The organism is Flavobacterium arsenatis, assembly GCF_031456785.1.
GTDB lineage: Bacteria > Bacteroidota > Bacteroidia > Flavobacteriales > Flavobacteriaceae > Flavobacterium > Flavobacterium arsenatis.
On sequence record NZ_JAVDVI010000011.1, the window covers coordinates 26,955 to 41,361 of the forward strand.

Below are 14,407 nucleotides of genomic sequence, written 5' to 3' on the forward strand. Positions count from 1 at the left end.
TTTGTTTTTGTTTTTATTAATTTCCTGGGGCAAATGGAAACTTCAACGATTTGAAATGTTCCAACGTTTGTGTAGGTTTTTCAACACCTTCTGGCAATTGCTTTCCAGAATACTGTTGAAAATAGAGCAAACAGGCATCGCGCCACCATTTTGCTTCTTTTAATTGTATTTGCAGTAGCATCTGAACTTCTTTAAAACGTTCAGTGTCAACATATTTTTCGGTTGCATTCCAAGTCTTGACCATTTCTTCTACTTGATCAACACCTTGTTGGTATTTTAAAGCCATTCCATCCCAAAGTGTCCTGCCATTTTTTAGTTTGTAATCCCATGAAACATGATGGAACCACAGCAAATCTTTTTCTGGACAAGTGGCAAGATTGTCATACATTTTGGCAACTTCTGGAGCATATTGTGAAGTCGCATTACTTCCTGTTTTGGATCTGTCGAAGCCAATTCCGTTTTTATCCGCCTTGTGATAATAAACAGGATTCCAATCAGGTCTTCCTAAATCGCTAACCCAAGGTCCGGGACCATAATGATGACCTGTATCCATGATGTGGTGCAAACCAAGTGGAGTCATATAATTTACAGCCGTTTCACGCGAATCCATCATCATTTCCTTTACGGGTTTGATGAAATTTTCATCGTTTGAGAAAGTTGATCTGATCCATTCGTCGGCAATTGTTTCTGCATCTAAATACGGATCCCAAGCCAGTCTTCCGAAGCCGTACCAATTGGCTTGAGCAAAAGGATGACCTGTCCAATTAATGTCACTTCCTATGTTAGAAACACCAGCAATTCCGGTCAGTTTATGATTATCCAAACTTCCATCGACCACTTTTGCAACGGTTGAACCTTTTCCTTTTTGATACGTATCAGCTTCTAAAACTTCTTGAAATAATTTTGGAAGAAAAACCAAATGTGTACTAAACCCGAGGTATTCCTGTGTGATTTGAAACTCCATCATCAACGGCGTTTTCGGCATTGCACCAAACATCGGATGGAAAGGTTCTCTTGGTTGGAAATCAATCGCACCGTTTTTTACTTGAACAATTACGTTATCCTTAAATCTTCCGTCATACGGAACAAATTCTGAATAAGCCTGTTTTGCCCTATCACTTGCATCGTGTTCTGAATAAACAAAAGCCCTCCACATCACGACTCCACCAAAAGGAGCTACGGCATCGGCCAACATATTTGCACCATCAACGTGATCCCTTCCATAATTTTGAGGTCCAGGTTGTCCTTCTGAATTTGCTTTAACCAAAAAACCACCAAAATCTGGAATGCGTTTGTAGATTTCTTTCGATTTCTCTTTCCACCAATTGATTACGGTTGCATCTTTCGGATCGGCAGTTTTTAATCCTCCAATTTCAATTGGTGCCGAAAAACGAGCGGTCAAATAAACTTTAATTCCGTAGGGCCTGAAAACATTGGCTAAAGCCTCTACTTTTTCAAGATAAAGTGGCGTTAGGATTAAAGCATTGGCATTTACATTGGTCAAAACCGTTCCGTTGATGCCAATTGAAGCATTTGCTCTTGCATAATCGATATAACGTTGATCGATAAATTCAGGCAATTTCTGCCAATTCCAAAGCGATGCACCAGCATAACCTCGCTCAACAGTTCCATCCAAGTTGTCCCAATGGTTCAAGATTCGGATGTTTGTTTTTGGAGAATCAACAATATTTAAATTATCAATTGATTTGTTGGTTTGCACCAATCGTAGGAAACTGAAAACGCCATATAAAACAGCAATATCATTTTTTCCTGTAATTACAATGTGTTTTTTATTTTTATGGGAAATAGTTTTGATGATAAATCCATCCTTGTTGATTGCTTCAAAATCTTTTGATAGTTTTTTCTGAATTTCAGCATCTAAAGACAATTTTGAACCAAAAACCAGCAAATTCTCCCCTTCTATTTTTGATTGAACGGGTATTTTTTTTCCAAGCATGTCATTCAATCCAACTTCCAATTCCTTTAATGCAACCTTTGATGATTCTGAATTTTCCAACGAAACAATTCCTGAAATTTTTGAAGAATATTCTCTAACCAGTTCTGGATTATTTTTCTTTTCATATTGCAACCATAATTTGTAATCTCTTTGAGAAAATGAATCAAAAGGAATCATCAGCAAAGCAACTATAGGTAGTATAAAAAGTTTTTTTGGAGAAATCATAAGATGATGAAATTATGGTTTATTTTTTTTGATACGTTATTAATTCCCGATATAAAAAGCACATTTAATAATTTTAAAGTAAAAACATTGCATTTTATCAAGTACAGAATATTTTTTATTTTATATTTGCAATCGGTTGCGTAAAAGTATAGCATTGTGTTTTAAGAAAAAAATTAAATGTAGATTTTTTTTATTTTTTAGCTAATTTGAAAATTAAATCTTTACTTTTTCATCAGAAAAAAAATGTTTTTCAATAAAACTCTGCAATCAACCTTAAAAAAATATAAACGAAATATCCAATAAATTAATGAACAGTTTTATTGACCAAAACTTCTTGTTAGAAACTGAATATGCTAAAGAACTTTACCATCAATTTGCTAAAGAGCTTCCTATTATAGATTATCATAATCATTTGCCTCCAAATGAAATTGCCGAAAACAAAAGCTTCAAAAATATTACGAAACTTTGGCTAGATGGCGATCATTACAAATGGAGAGCGATGCGGAATTTGGGAATTGCCGAACATTATATTACAGGAAAAAGCTCGGATGCTGAAAAGTTTCAAAAATGGGCTGAAACTGTTCCTTATACTTTGAGAAATCCTTTATTTCATTGGTCTCATCTGGAACTCAAGCGTTATTTCAATATTGAGACGTTGCTTAATGCTGATACTGCTTCAACCATTTATAATAAGTGTAATGAGCTTTTGCAACAGCCTGAATTTTCTACCCAAGGTTTATTAAAAAAACAAAATGTAGAATTACTTTGCACGACAGATGATCCGTTGGATGATTTGAAACACCATTCTCAACTTGCAAAATCTGATTTTCAAACGAAAGTCTTACCTACTTTCAGACCTGACAAACTCATAAATATTGATAGTGAAACCTTTAATGATTACCTTCGAAGTCTTTCGGAAGTAATTGGTTATCAAATAAATGATTTGGAATCCTTTTTAAATGCCATTCAAAATAGGATTGATTATTTTGCATCAATCGGCTGTAAATTATCCGATCACGGACTTTCTCATCTTTATGATGTTGATTTTACAGAAATTGAAATCAATGGAATTCTGAAGAAAAGATTACAGAATGATTCTTTATCTAAAGATGACATTATAAAGTTCAAATCTGCAATTTTGGTTTATTTAGGAACATTTTATGCCGAAAAAAACTGGACAATGCAGTTGCATTTGGGGCCAATCAGGGATACCAATAAATTGTTGTTGAAAACCGTTGGTGTAAATGCAGGTGTTGACAGCATTGGCGATTTCAAACAAGCCGAACAATTAGCAGGTTTTCTGAATAGATTAAATGAAAAAGGATTGCTTCCTAAAACTATAATTTACAATTCAAATCCGGCAGACAATGATGTCTTTGCTACAATGGCGGGAAATTTCAGCGAAGACGGAATCAAAGGAAAAGTACAATTTGGTGCCGCTTGGTGGTTTTTGGATCAAAAAGATGGCATTACCAAACAAATCAACTCGCTTTCGAATATGGGACTTTTGAGTACGTCACTCGGAATGCTAACGGATAGTCGAAGTTTTCTGTCGTTTCCGAGACATGAATATTACCGTAGAGTCTTATGTAATATTCTAGGTAATGACATAAAAAACAGCGAATTACCAAATGATATGGAGTGGATTGGAAAAATAGTTCAAGATATTTGCTACAACAATGCAAAAGCCTATTTTAATTTTTAATGGAAAATAAAAAAGCAAAATTGAAAAAAGTTATCACATTTGGCGAAGTCCTTCTACGACTTTCAACACCAGAGTATTTAAGGTTTTCACAAAGCTCAAACTTCAATGCAGATTATGGCGGAAGCGAGCTCAATGTGGCGACTTCACTCGTTCAATTTGGAATGCAAGCCGAATTTGTGACACGAATTCCAGATAATGACATTGGACTTTCGGTCTTGAGCCAAATAAAGAAACTAGATGTTGGAACTGATTTCATCGTTAAAGGTGGCGACCGATTGGCGATTTATTTTCTTGAAAAAGGAGCTGCAATGCGGGGTAGTAAAGTAGTTTATGATCGTGCTTTTTCGTCTTTTTCTACATTAAAAAAAGGAATGATCAATTGGGAAGAGGTTTTTGAAGATGCGGGATGGTTCCATTGGTCAGGCATTACGGCTGGAATTTCGCAAGATACTGCTGATGTGTGTCTGGAAGCAATTGAAAAAGCTAATGAATTAGGTTTAACTATTTCAACCGACTTCAATTACCGCCAAAATCTTTGGAATTACGGCAAATCGCCTGGCGAAATAATGGAAAAAATGGTCGCTCTTTGTGATGTAGTTCTGGCTGGAGATTATGCTTCTCAACAATATTTCAATATTGTTCCTGAAGGAAATTCTGAAGCTGATTTCCATTTGTCGCTTTGTAAAAAACTATCAGAAAGATTTCCGAAAGCAAAAAAAATAGCCATAACCAATAGGGTTGACAGCAGTGCTTCTCAAAATACGTGGTCGGCAATTTTATATGATGGGAAAAATATCCTAACCTCAAAAACATACGAAATCAATTATATAGTAGATCGAATTGGAGCTGGAGATAGTTTTATGGGAGCTTTGATTTACGGTTTACACCATTTTGACGATCAAAAAACCTTGGAATTTGCCGTTGCTGCATCGTGCTTGAAGCACACCATTTATGGCGATGCGAATTTAGCGACAGTTGCCGAAGTCGAAAAACTGATGAATGGCGACGGTTCAGGACGTGTTGTTCGATAATTAATAGATTTTACACCTTTTATAAAAAAATATAAATGAAAACATTTTCAAGAATTGAAGTGGCTTTAACGATGGAAAAAACAGGACTTGTGCCACTTTTTTACCATCCGGATGCAGAAGTTGCCAAAAAAGTAATAAAAGCTTGCTATGACGGTGGAGCACGACTCCTGGAATTTACCCACAGAGGTTTATTTGCTCAAGAAGTTTTTGCCGAATTAAGTAAATATTGCAGTAAGGAATGTCCAGAAATGATACTTGGAGTTGGCTCAATAACAGATGCTGGAACTGCCTCCAATTATTTGAATATTGGAGCTCAATTCATTGTGACACCTGTTTTCAGGGAAGATATCGCGATCGTTTGCAATCGTAAAAAAGTACTTTGGTCGCCAGGATGTGGTTCATTAACAGAAATTGCGAAAGCTGAAGAAATGGGCTGTGAAATTGTAAAATTATTTCCCGGAGAAATCTATGGCCCCAACTTCATCAAAGCGGCAAAAGCACCACAACCGTGGACGAAAATTATGCCAACAGGTGGTGTTGACACTACCGAAGAAAGTTTAAAATCGTGGTTTGATGCCGGTGCTACTTGTGTTGGAATTGGCTCAAAATTAATAAGCAATGACATCATCGCCAATAGTAAATACGAAACACTTACACAGAAAGTAAAGGAAGTTATCGAAATCATTCAAAAAATAAAGTAATATTATGAGCAATCCCAAAATTGGAAATTACAGGTGGACCATTTGCAGCTTGGTTTTCTTTGCCACAACGATTAATTATCTAGACCGAAATGTGATCAGCTACTTAAAGCCGTTTTTAGCCGAAGCTTTCAATTGGTCTGCAGAACAAGAAGTTCGGGATTACTCCAATATTGAAATTGCTTTCAAATTATCTTATGCAATCGGGATGCTTTTTGCAGGTGGATTCATCGATAAATTCGGAACCAAAATTGGCTATGCAATTGCAACCGGACTTTGGAGTCTTGCCGCAATGCTGCATGCTTTTGCTACTGGAACTTTGGGTTTTATTTTTGCTAGAATATTTTTAGGAATTACTGAAGCCGGAAATTTTCCTGCAGCAATAAAGGCTACAGCCGAATGGTTTCCGCAGAAAGAACGTGCTTTGGCAACAGGTGTTTTCAATTCTGGAAGTAATATCGGGTCGATACTTGTGCCGCTAACCGTTCCGTTTATTGCCATAACCTGGGGTTGGCAATGGGCTTTTATCCTAACTGGTGCTATTGGTTTTGTATGGCTTATTTTTTGGTTTTATTTCTTTGAAACTCCCGAAAAACAAAAGAAACTTTCCATTGCAGAACTCGAATACATCAATGCAGATGCCGAAGTAGAAACCAATCAGGAAAAGGTTTCATGGATGAAATTATTGTCGTTTCCCCAAACTTGGGCTTTTGCCATCGGGAAATTTTTAACCGATCCCGTTTGGTGGTTTTATCTTTTCTGGTTGCCCGATTTTTTAATGAAAGAATATAATTTACCAGTTACCCAAGTCATTTGGCCATCGGCTTTGGTTTACACCATGGCAAGTGTTGGAAGCGTTTTTGGTGGTTGGTTGCCAATGAATTTAATCAATAGAAACTGGCCTGCCTATAAAGCACGAAAAATGAGCATGCTGTTTTTTGCCACTTTGGTTTTACCGGTTGTTTTCTCGCAATATTTAGGAACAATCAATATGTGGTTGGCAATATCTGTCATCGGACTTGCAGCTGCAGCTCATCAAGCCTGGAGTGCCAATATTTTTACAACCGTTTCGGATATGTTTCCGAAGAAAGCCACAGCGTCTGTAACCGGAATTGGCGGAATGTTCGGAACTTTTGGAGGGGTTTTATTGACTTGGTTGGTACAAAAAAATATGTTCGTCTATTATACCAAAATAGGAAAAATAGAAACGGGCTATTTCATTATGTTCTGTATTTGTGGTGGAGCCTACGTTGTGGCTTGGCTGGTAATGCATTTCTTGGTTCCAAAAATGAAAAAAATTGAACTTTAAGCTTGTCCGTTTTGTTGTCCTTCCGAGGAACGAGGAATCTCATAAGTAGCTCCATATTGTGGATTTTGAAATGGGATTCCTCGTTCCTCGGAAAGACAAAACTGACTGTTTATATCCTAACTTAATGCCTATAATAGGGTCTAGGACACGAGTATTTCAAAAAGACTAAACACAAATTGCACTAATTTTTACAAATTAATTAGTGCAATTTGTGTCTTTTTTTATAGTGTATAAATTTAAAGCTCTTTTTTAGATGATTCTCGTGCCACAACTTCTGTATTCAAAAACGTAACTTCTGTAATATTATCCTTGTTGGATGCATTGGCGTTGTTGCGTAACGATTTCAAATGGTTGATGATTTTCTTGGCAGATGTCTGTCCCATTTTTACAGCAGGATGCGAAATGGTCGAAAGTCCCGGATCTATAATTGAAGCAATAGGATCGTCGTTAAAACCAATTATGGCAATGTCTTGTGGAATTTTTAAGCCTCTTTTTTTGGCAGCTTGAATGGCTCCAACTGCAGCAGTATCATTCGAAGCAAAAATGCCATCGGGCGGATTCGGAAAATCAAAAAAGGTATTACTAATCATTTCGCCTTCTTCAAAAGTCAATCCGCTGGAATCAACAATTAAACTTTCATCTACGGGTAAATTTGATTCTAACAAAGCATCAACATAACCTCTTTTTCGTTCGCTGTATGTATTTCGATGCAAAGATCCCGTGATATGAGCGATTCGTTTGCAACCTTGTTCAATCAAGTGCTTGGTTGCTTTGTATCCTGCCGAATAATTATCGATCATGACACGATAGGTATTGAAATCCTTCGGAACCCTATCTACAAAAACCAATGGAATATTCTTTTCAATAAATTTTTGAAAATGAGAAGTATCACGAGTTTCCATGGCTAAAGAGCAAATTATACCACATACTCTACTATCATACAAGGCTTTAGACAAATTCACTTCGTCCGTATAGGAATCATGGCTTTGGGTAATCATAACGCTATAACCCGCTTTTTGAGCCGTTTCCTCAATTCCGCTAATCAAGGAAGAAATAAAAGGTCGGTTGATTCGAGTAACCAAAACCCCAATAATTTTGGTTTGATTTCCTCTTAAACCAGCCGCCAAAGTATTGGGACGAAAACCCATTTCTTCAGCCGCCTTTTTTACCTTTTTAATCGTTTTATCACTTATACTCGGATGATCTTTCAAAGCTCTGGAAATAGTTGAAGTGGCCAAACTCAATCGCTCTGCAATATCATATATAGTAACGTCCTTTTTTTCTTGCATGAATCTATTAATATTTAACAAATATACATTTTTTGATTATAAACTATTACAAATTATTTTTGCTGATCTGCTATTTTTAACACTCATTTTTTTATTTAATTCATTAAAATTAAATTATTTTTTATTTCTTTACACAATCGGTTGCATTATATTTTTAAATAAACTTAAAATATCGCTATCTGCAGTTTATAAACACTACAAATAAAATATAAATCCTGAAAAAAGTATATATATGAATTCTACAAATATCTTATGGAAAATCGTTATCATAATCTTAATTTGCTTTCAATGTATTGCCCAAAAAGACAATAAAAAATATCCTTTCCAAGATTACAACCTTACTTTCGAAGAACGTGTAGATAATCTTGTTGCTCAACTCACACTGGAGGAAAAAGTAGCTCAAATGCTTAACTCTTCTCCAGCTATCACAAGACTTGGAATTCCTGCCTATGATTGGTGGAATGAAACCCTTCACGGTGTAGCAAGAACACCATTCAAGACAACCGTTTTCCCTCAGGCAATAGCAATGGCTGCCACTTTCGACAAGAATTCACTTTTTAAAATGGCCGATTATTCCTCTTTAGAAGGAAGAGCAATTTATAACAAAGCAGTTGCTTTAGGAAGAACAAACGAACGTTATCTTGGTTTGACTTATTGGACGCCAAATATCAATATTTTTCGTGATCCTCGTTGGGGTCGTGGTCAGGAAACATATGGAGAAGATCCTTTTCTGACGGCAGAATTGGGGGATTTTTTCGTTAGAGGTCTTCAAGGCGATGATCCTAAATACCTAAAAGCGGCAGCTTGTGCAAAACATTATGCCGTTCACAGCGGTCCAGAACCTTTGCGTCACACTTTTGATGCAGATGCAACGCCTTATGAACTATGGGATACCTATCTTCCAGCTTTCGAAAAATTAATTACCAAGTCGGATGTTGCCGGTGTGATGTGTGCCTATAACGCTTTCCGAACCGAACCTTGTTGTGCAAGCGACATCTTGATGAACGATATTCTGCGAAAACAATGGGGATTTACTGGCTATGTAACTTCCGATTGTTGGGCCATTGACGACTTCTTTAAAAACCACAAGACGCATCCTGATGCGGCTTCCGCTTCCGCAGATGCCGTTCATCATGGAACTGACATTGATTGCGGAACGGATGCCTACAAATCCTTGGTTGAAGCCGTAAAAAAAGGACTAATTACAGAAAAGCAAATCGATGTTTCTGTAAAACGCCTTTTTATGATCCGTTTCCGATTGGGAATGTTTGATCCTGTTTCCATCGTAAAATATGCTCAAACTCCTGAATCGGTTTTAGAAAGTGCACCTCACAAGGAACACGCCTTGAAAATGGCTCAACAATCGATGGTTTTGCTCAAGAACGAAAACAACATTTTACCTTTAAATAAAAAGTTGAAAAAGATTGCTGTTTTAGGACCAAATGCAGATAATGCTATCTCGATTTTAGGAAACTACAATGGTATTCCCTCTGAATTAAGTACAGTTTTAAAAGGAATCAAGGATAAAGTGGGTAACGATACGGAAGTGGTTTATGAAAAAGCAATCAATTTCACGAACGATACACTTTTGGTATATGCTAATCTAAAAAATCAATATGCTTACGAAGGAAAATTTGGCTTTAAAGCCGAATATTTCAATAACAAAAATCTTGAAGGAAAACCCGAAGCCGTTCGAATTGAAAATAAAATAAATAACCTTTGGCAAGAAGGCGAAGTTGTAATTGGAAATATAAAAGCCAATAATTTTTCGGCAAGATACACTACCAATTTTACAGCTGCTGAAAACGGTTCCATTACTTTCGAGTTAAATGCCGATGATGGATATCGCTTTTTCATCGACGGAAAGCAAGTTTTGGATGCTTGGTCGAAAAACCGTTGGGGCGAAAAAACCTATTTGCTCGAAACTCAGAAAGGAAAAAAATACAACTTGGTAGTGGAATATTGGCAAGGCGAAGGAAAAGCCAATGTTGCCTTGAATGCTGGAAATTTTGTAAAAACCGATTTCAATACAATGATTTCCAGACTAAAAGATGTTGATGCGTTTGTTTTCGTAGGCGGAATTTCTCCACAATTAGAAGGCGAAGAAATGCCTGTGAATTTTCCAGGGTTTGAAGGTGGCGACCGAACTTCAATCCTACTTCCTGCTGTTCAAACCGAATTAATGAAAAAATTGAAAAGTACCGGAAAACCAGTCGTTTTTGTAATGATGACTGGTAGTGCAATTGCAACCCCGTGGGAAGCCGAGAATGTTGATGCCATTCTAAATTCTTGGTATGGTGGCCAATCGGCTGGTACGGCTGTAGCCGATATTTTATTTGGCGATTACAATCCTGCGGGACGACTTCCTGTAACGTTCTATAAAAGCGATGCCGATCTTCCTCCTTTTGAAGACTACAAAATGGACAACCGAACCTATCGCTATTTCAATGGAAAACCGCTTTACGGGTTTGGTTATGGCTTAAGCTATTCTACTTTCAAATACGAAGAAGTAAAAATTCCTTCTAAAATTACAAAAGGAAAAGATGTTTTGGTTGAAGTAAAAATTACCAATACAGGAAAAATGGCAGGAGATGAAGTTGCCCAATTGTATATCATCAATCAAGATAATTCGATAAAAGCTCCACTAAAAGCTTTAAAAGGTTTTGAAAGAATTCATTTGAAGGCAGGCGAAACCAAGACAGTAACTTTCAAGTTAACGCCTCAAGATCTTTCCTACACTACATCCGAAGGAAAATACGAACAGTTTAGTGGAAACATCAAAATTGCCATTGGAGGAAATCAGCCCGACGAAGCCAACAAAACCAATGGAAACTTGATTACCAAAATGATTCAAATTAATTAAATTCTATACTTTTTTGTTTTTAAAAAATAATTAGTGTTATTTTGACACTTATTAAGAAATCGATATAGTCATCAAATATTTGCAGAGAAAAAAATCTTTTAACTATCTATTAAAACTAACCATTTTAACATCATGAGCAAATTTTCAAGCATTGATTACATTATTTTTATTGTTTACTTTTTTCTGGTAGCCGGTTATGGTTATTGGATCTATAGTCGGAAAAAGAATAAAGGAGAATCGGAAACCAAAGATTTCTTCCTTGCAGAAGGTTCTTTGACTTGGTGGGCCATTGGAGCCTCTTTGATCGCTTCAAACATATCTGCAGAGCAGTTTATTGGAATGAGTGGTAATGGTTTTGTGGTTGGTATTGCAGTTGCTGCTTATGAATGGATAGCTGCAATAGCTTTAATTATTATTGCCGTTTGGTTTATACCTGTGTATTTAAAAAACAAAATTTTCACGATGCCACAGTTCCTTCAAACGCGATACAACGAAACCGTGAGTTTGATTATGGCCATTTTTTGGTTGTTTTTATATGTTTTTGTAAACCTTACTTCTATCCTATTTCTTGGGGCTTTGGCAATCGACAATATTGCCGGTGGAGGTTATTTTCATATCATCATCGTTTTGATGGCCATTTTTGCTTTGGTAATTACACTTGGCGGTATGAAAGTGATTGGTTTTACAGATGTTATTCAGGTTGTGGTTTTAATTATTGGAGGTTTGGCAACCACCTACATCGCCTTGACGATGGTTAGCGAACGCTTTGGTTTAGGACACGACGTTCTAGCCGGGTTTACCACAATGATGAAACAAGCACCTGATCATTTCAAGATGATATTGGACAAGCCGGGACCTGGAGCTTCTCAAGCCGATATCAATAAATATTTGATGCTTCCGGGAATTGCGATGTATTTTGCAGGCCAATGGATTGTGAACTTAAACTATTGGGGTTGCAACCAATACATCACCCAAAGAGCCCTTGGTGCTGATTTAAAAACCGCCAGAACCGGAATTCTTTTTGCTGGATTCATCAAATTAGGAATGCCAATTATCGTGATGCTTCCCGGAATTGCCGCTTATGTTTTGTATCAAGATGGTGCTTTGCAAGCCGAAATGGCTCCAGGAGGAAGTTTCAATGCTGATAATGCTTATTCCGCTATTTTAGGATTTCTTCCATCAGGTTTAAAAGGACTTTCCTTGGCGGCTTTGACGGCTGCAATTGTGGCATCACTTGCTGGAAAAGCGAATAGTATCTCGACAATTTTTACATTAGATATTTATAAAAAATACATCAACAAAGGTGCAAGCGAAAAGAAAATGGTCAACATTGGCCGTTTGACCATCTTGGTGGCTATGGCACTTTCCGTTTTATTGACTTGGAAAGATTTACTGGGAATTGGTGGTGAAGGTGGTTTTACTTTCATCCAAAAATACACTGGTTTCATTAGTCCGGGCGTTTTTGCAATGTTTATTCTGGGAATGTTTTGGAAGCGTACGACTGGTGCTGCAGCAATCGTCGGAATGCTGACAGGTTTCTTGCTTTCGGTATTCTTCAATAATTATGCTCCAGCGGTTTTCGGAAACGAGACTTGGATTTATACCGCATTTCCAAACGGAAAAGGTGGCTTCGAAATTCCGTTTCTGATTTGTATGGGACTGGCTTTCGCCTTCACGATGTTGGTTATGATCTTGATGAGTTTGGCTGGACCAAAAATCAACCCTAAAGCGTTTGAACTCGATAAAAGTATGTTCAAAGTTGAGCCTTCCACTATGGTTTTGATTGTGATCACTGTACTTTTGGTAATGGCTTTGTATGTGAAATTCTGGTAAGGTAATCGACACGAATTTCACGAATTTCCACCAATCAATTCGTGGAAATTTGTGCAATTCGTGTCAAAATTATGAGACAAAAGAGTTAACTCAATTCAGCCCTGAAAGGGCTAAATATCTTTAGCATAGGGCGAAACCCTATGAATATAAATATAGATCACGTTAGTTTCAGCCCTGAAAAGGCGACACATTCAAATGACCAAATAAAAGCTAATACAGCACAATTTTTTTACCAATCCATTCGTGAAAATTAGTGTAATTTGTTCGAAATTACATATAAAAATTTTGCCCCAAATAAAAAGCCGGTTGCACTTTCAAAGTGAACCGGCTTTTGTCTTTTATCTCTTTTATAAATTATTTCACAGAAAATTTATAAGTAGTTTTCGTCGTATATTTTTCTCCGGGATTCAACACAACCGAAGGAAATTCAGGATGGTTTGGAGCATCAGGAAAATGCTGTGTTTCCAGGCATAAACCGGTACGTTTTTCATAATTTCCGCCTGTTTTACTAGCTTTTTTTCCGTCAAGGAAATTACCACTGTAGAACTGAATTCCAGGCTGATCGGTATAAACCTGCATAAAACGTCCAGAAGTTTTATGGTATAACGTCGCCACTTCTTTCAATCTTTTACTTTGGTCTTCAAAAACCCAGCAATGATCATATCCCAAACCTTTTTCCAACTGATCATCTTTTGCATTGATATCTTTCCCTATTTCTTTTGCTTTCGTAAAATCGAATGGCGTTCCAGCGACTGATTTTAATTCTCCAGTTGGAATTAAAGTTGCATCAACAGGAAGCATTTTTCCAGCTTTCATCATCAATTCATGGTCTAGAATTGTGTTGCTGAAATTTGCCGAAAGATTAAAATAAGAATGCTGTGTCAAGTTCACAATCGTTTTTTGATCGGTTGTGGCTTCGTAAGCAATTTCGAGAGCATTATCTGCTGTCAAAGTGTAAGTGACAATAGTGGTCAGCGTTCCAGGATAGCCTTCTTCCCCATCTTTGCTGGTGTAAGAAAGTTTCAGGGTTGGATGTTCAGCATCTTCAACTGGAGTAGCTGTCCAAACAACCTTATCAAAACCTTTTCCGCCATGCAACTGGTTCGGACCATCGTTAATTGTTAATTGGTGTTTTTTTCCGTCAAGCGAAAATTGTCCTTTCGCAATTCGGTTGCCAAATCTTCCGATTATTGCACCAAAAAAGTATGGATTTCCTTCAAAATAATCTTCTGGGGTGGTATAACTCAACACCACGTCTTCATACTTTCCATTTTTATCTGGAGCTGTCAGCGAAGTGATGATTCCGCCAAAAGTGATGACTTCTACTTTCATTCCGTTAGTGTTTTCTAACGTATATTTCTCAATTTTCACCCCTTCAGGAGTTGTGGCATATTCTGCTTTTTCGATAGACCCTTTTTGAGTCGTGTTCTCTGTTGTCATTTTTTCTACTTTTTTATCGTCTTTGCAACTGAAAAACAGCATACAGCTTAGCATAAG

9 protein-coding genes are annotated in these 14,407 nt (G+C 37.0%); 6 read left to right on the forward strand and 3 right to left on the reverse strand.

Translation table 11 applies throughout. The features are described 5' to 3' along the window. Nucleotides 1-16: 16 nt before the first annotated feature. A complete protein-coding gene (locus tag J2X31_RS12460) occupies nt 17-2,134 on the reverse strand; it encodes an alpha-glucuronidase family glycosyl hydrolase (protein ID WP_374725225.1) in 2,118 nt (705 codons plus the stop codon). A 355-nt stretch (nt 2,135-2,489) separates the two neighbouring features. On the opposite strand from J2X31_RS12460, the gene uxaC reads away from it, so the two are divergent. The 4 genes from uxaC to J2X31_RS12480 are packed head-to-tail and all read left to right on the forward strand — an operon-like array spanning nt 2,490 to nt 6,925. After that, nucleotides 2,490-3,887 (forward strand): glucuronate isomerase, encoded by a 1,398-nt coding sequence (gene uxaC / locus J2X31_RS12465; RefSeq protein ID WP_310027127.1) that lies wholly within the window; start codon nt 2,490-2,492, stop codon nt 3,885-3,887. Nucleotides 3,888-3,907: 20 nt separating this feature from the next. Further along, entirely contained in the window at nt 3,908-4,918 is a 1,011-nt protein-coding gene (locus J2X31_RS12470; protein ID WP_310027128.1) for a PfkB family carbohydrate kinase, read from the forward strand. Nucleotides 4,919-4,953: 35 nt separating this feature from the next. Further along, on the forward strand, nt 4,954-5,619 hold the full coding sequence (locus J2X31_RS12475; protein WP_310027129.1) for a bifunctional 4-hydroxy-2-oxoglutarate aldolase/2-dehydro-3-deoxy-phosphogluconate aldolase: 666 nt from the start codon (nt 4,954-4,956) through the stop codon (nt 5,617-5,619). A gap of 4 nt (nt 5,620-5,623) precedes the next feature. Next, nucleotides 5,624-6,925, forward strand: coding sequence for an MFS transporter (locus J2X31_RS12480; protein ID WP_310027131.1), 1,302 nt, complete (start codon nt 5,624-5,626; stop codon nt 6,923-6,925). 236 nt (nt 6,926-7,161) lie between these two features. Here the strand turns inward: J2X31_RS12480 and J2X31_RS12485 are convergent, their stop codons facing one another. Then, nucleotides 7,162-8,214 (reverse strand): LacI family DNA-binding transcriptional regulator, encoded by a 1,053-nt coding sequence (locus J2X31_RS12485; protein ID WP_310027132.1) that lies wholly within the window; start codon nt 8,212-8,214, stop codon nt 7,162-7,164. Nucleotides 8,215-8,446: 232 nt separating this feature from the next. Here J2X31_RS12485 and J2X31_RS12490 point away from each other — a divergent pair, with 232 nt between their 5' ends. Together J2X31_RS12490 and J2X31_RS12495 are read left to right on the forward strand one after the other, a co-directional pair. Beyond that, nucleotides 8,447-11,077, forward strand: a complete 2,631-nt coding sequence (locus J2X31_RS12490; RefSeq protein ID WP_310027133.1) for a beta-glucosidase — start codon at nt 8,447-8,449, stop codon at nt 11,075-11,077. A 132-nt stretch (nt 11,078-11,209) separates the two neighbouring features. After that, nucleotides 11,210-12,910: a sodium:solute symporter family transporter gene (locus J2X31_RS12495; RefSeq protein WP_310027134.1), complete on the forward strand. Its 1,701-nt coding sequence runs from the start codon at nt 11,210-11,212 to the stop codon at nt 12,908-12,910. 354 nt (nt 12,911-13,264) lie between these two features. Here J2X31_RS12495 and J2X31_RS12500 read toward each other — a convergent pair whose 3' ends face one another. After that, nucleotides 13,265-14,350 (reverse strand): aldose epimerase family protein, encoded by a 1,086-nt coding sequence (locus J2X31_RS12500; RefSeq protein ID WP_310027136.1) that lies wholly within the window; start codon nt 14,348-14,350, stop codon nt 13,265-13,267. Nucleotides 14,351-14,407 lie beyond the last annotated feature (57 nt).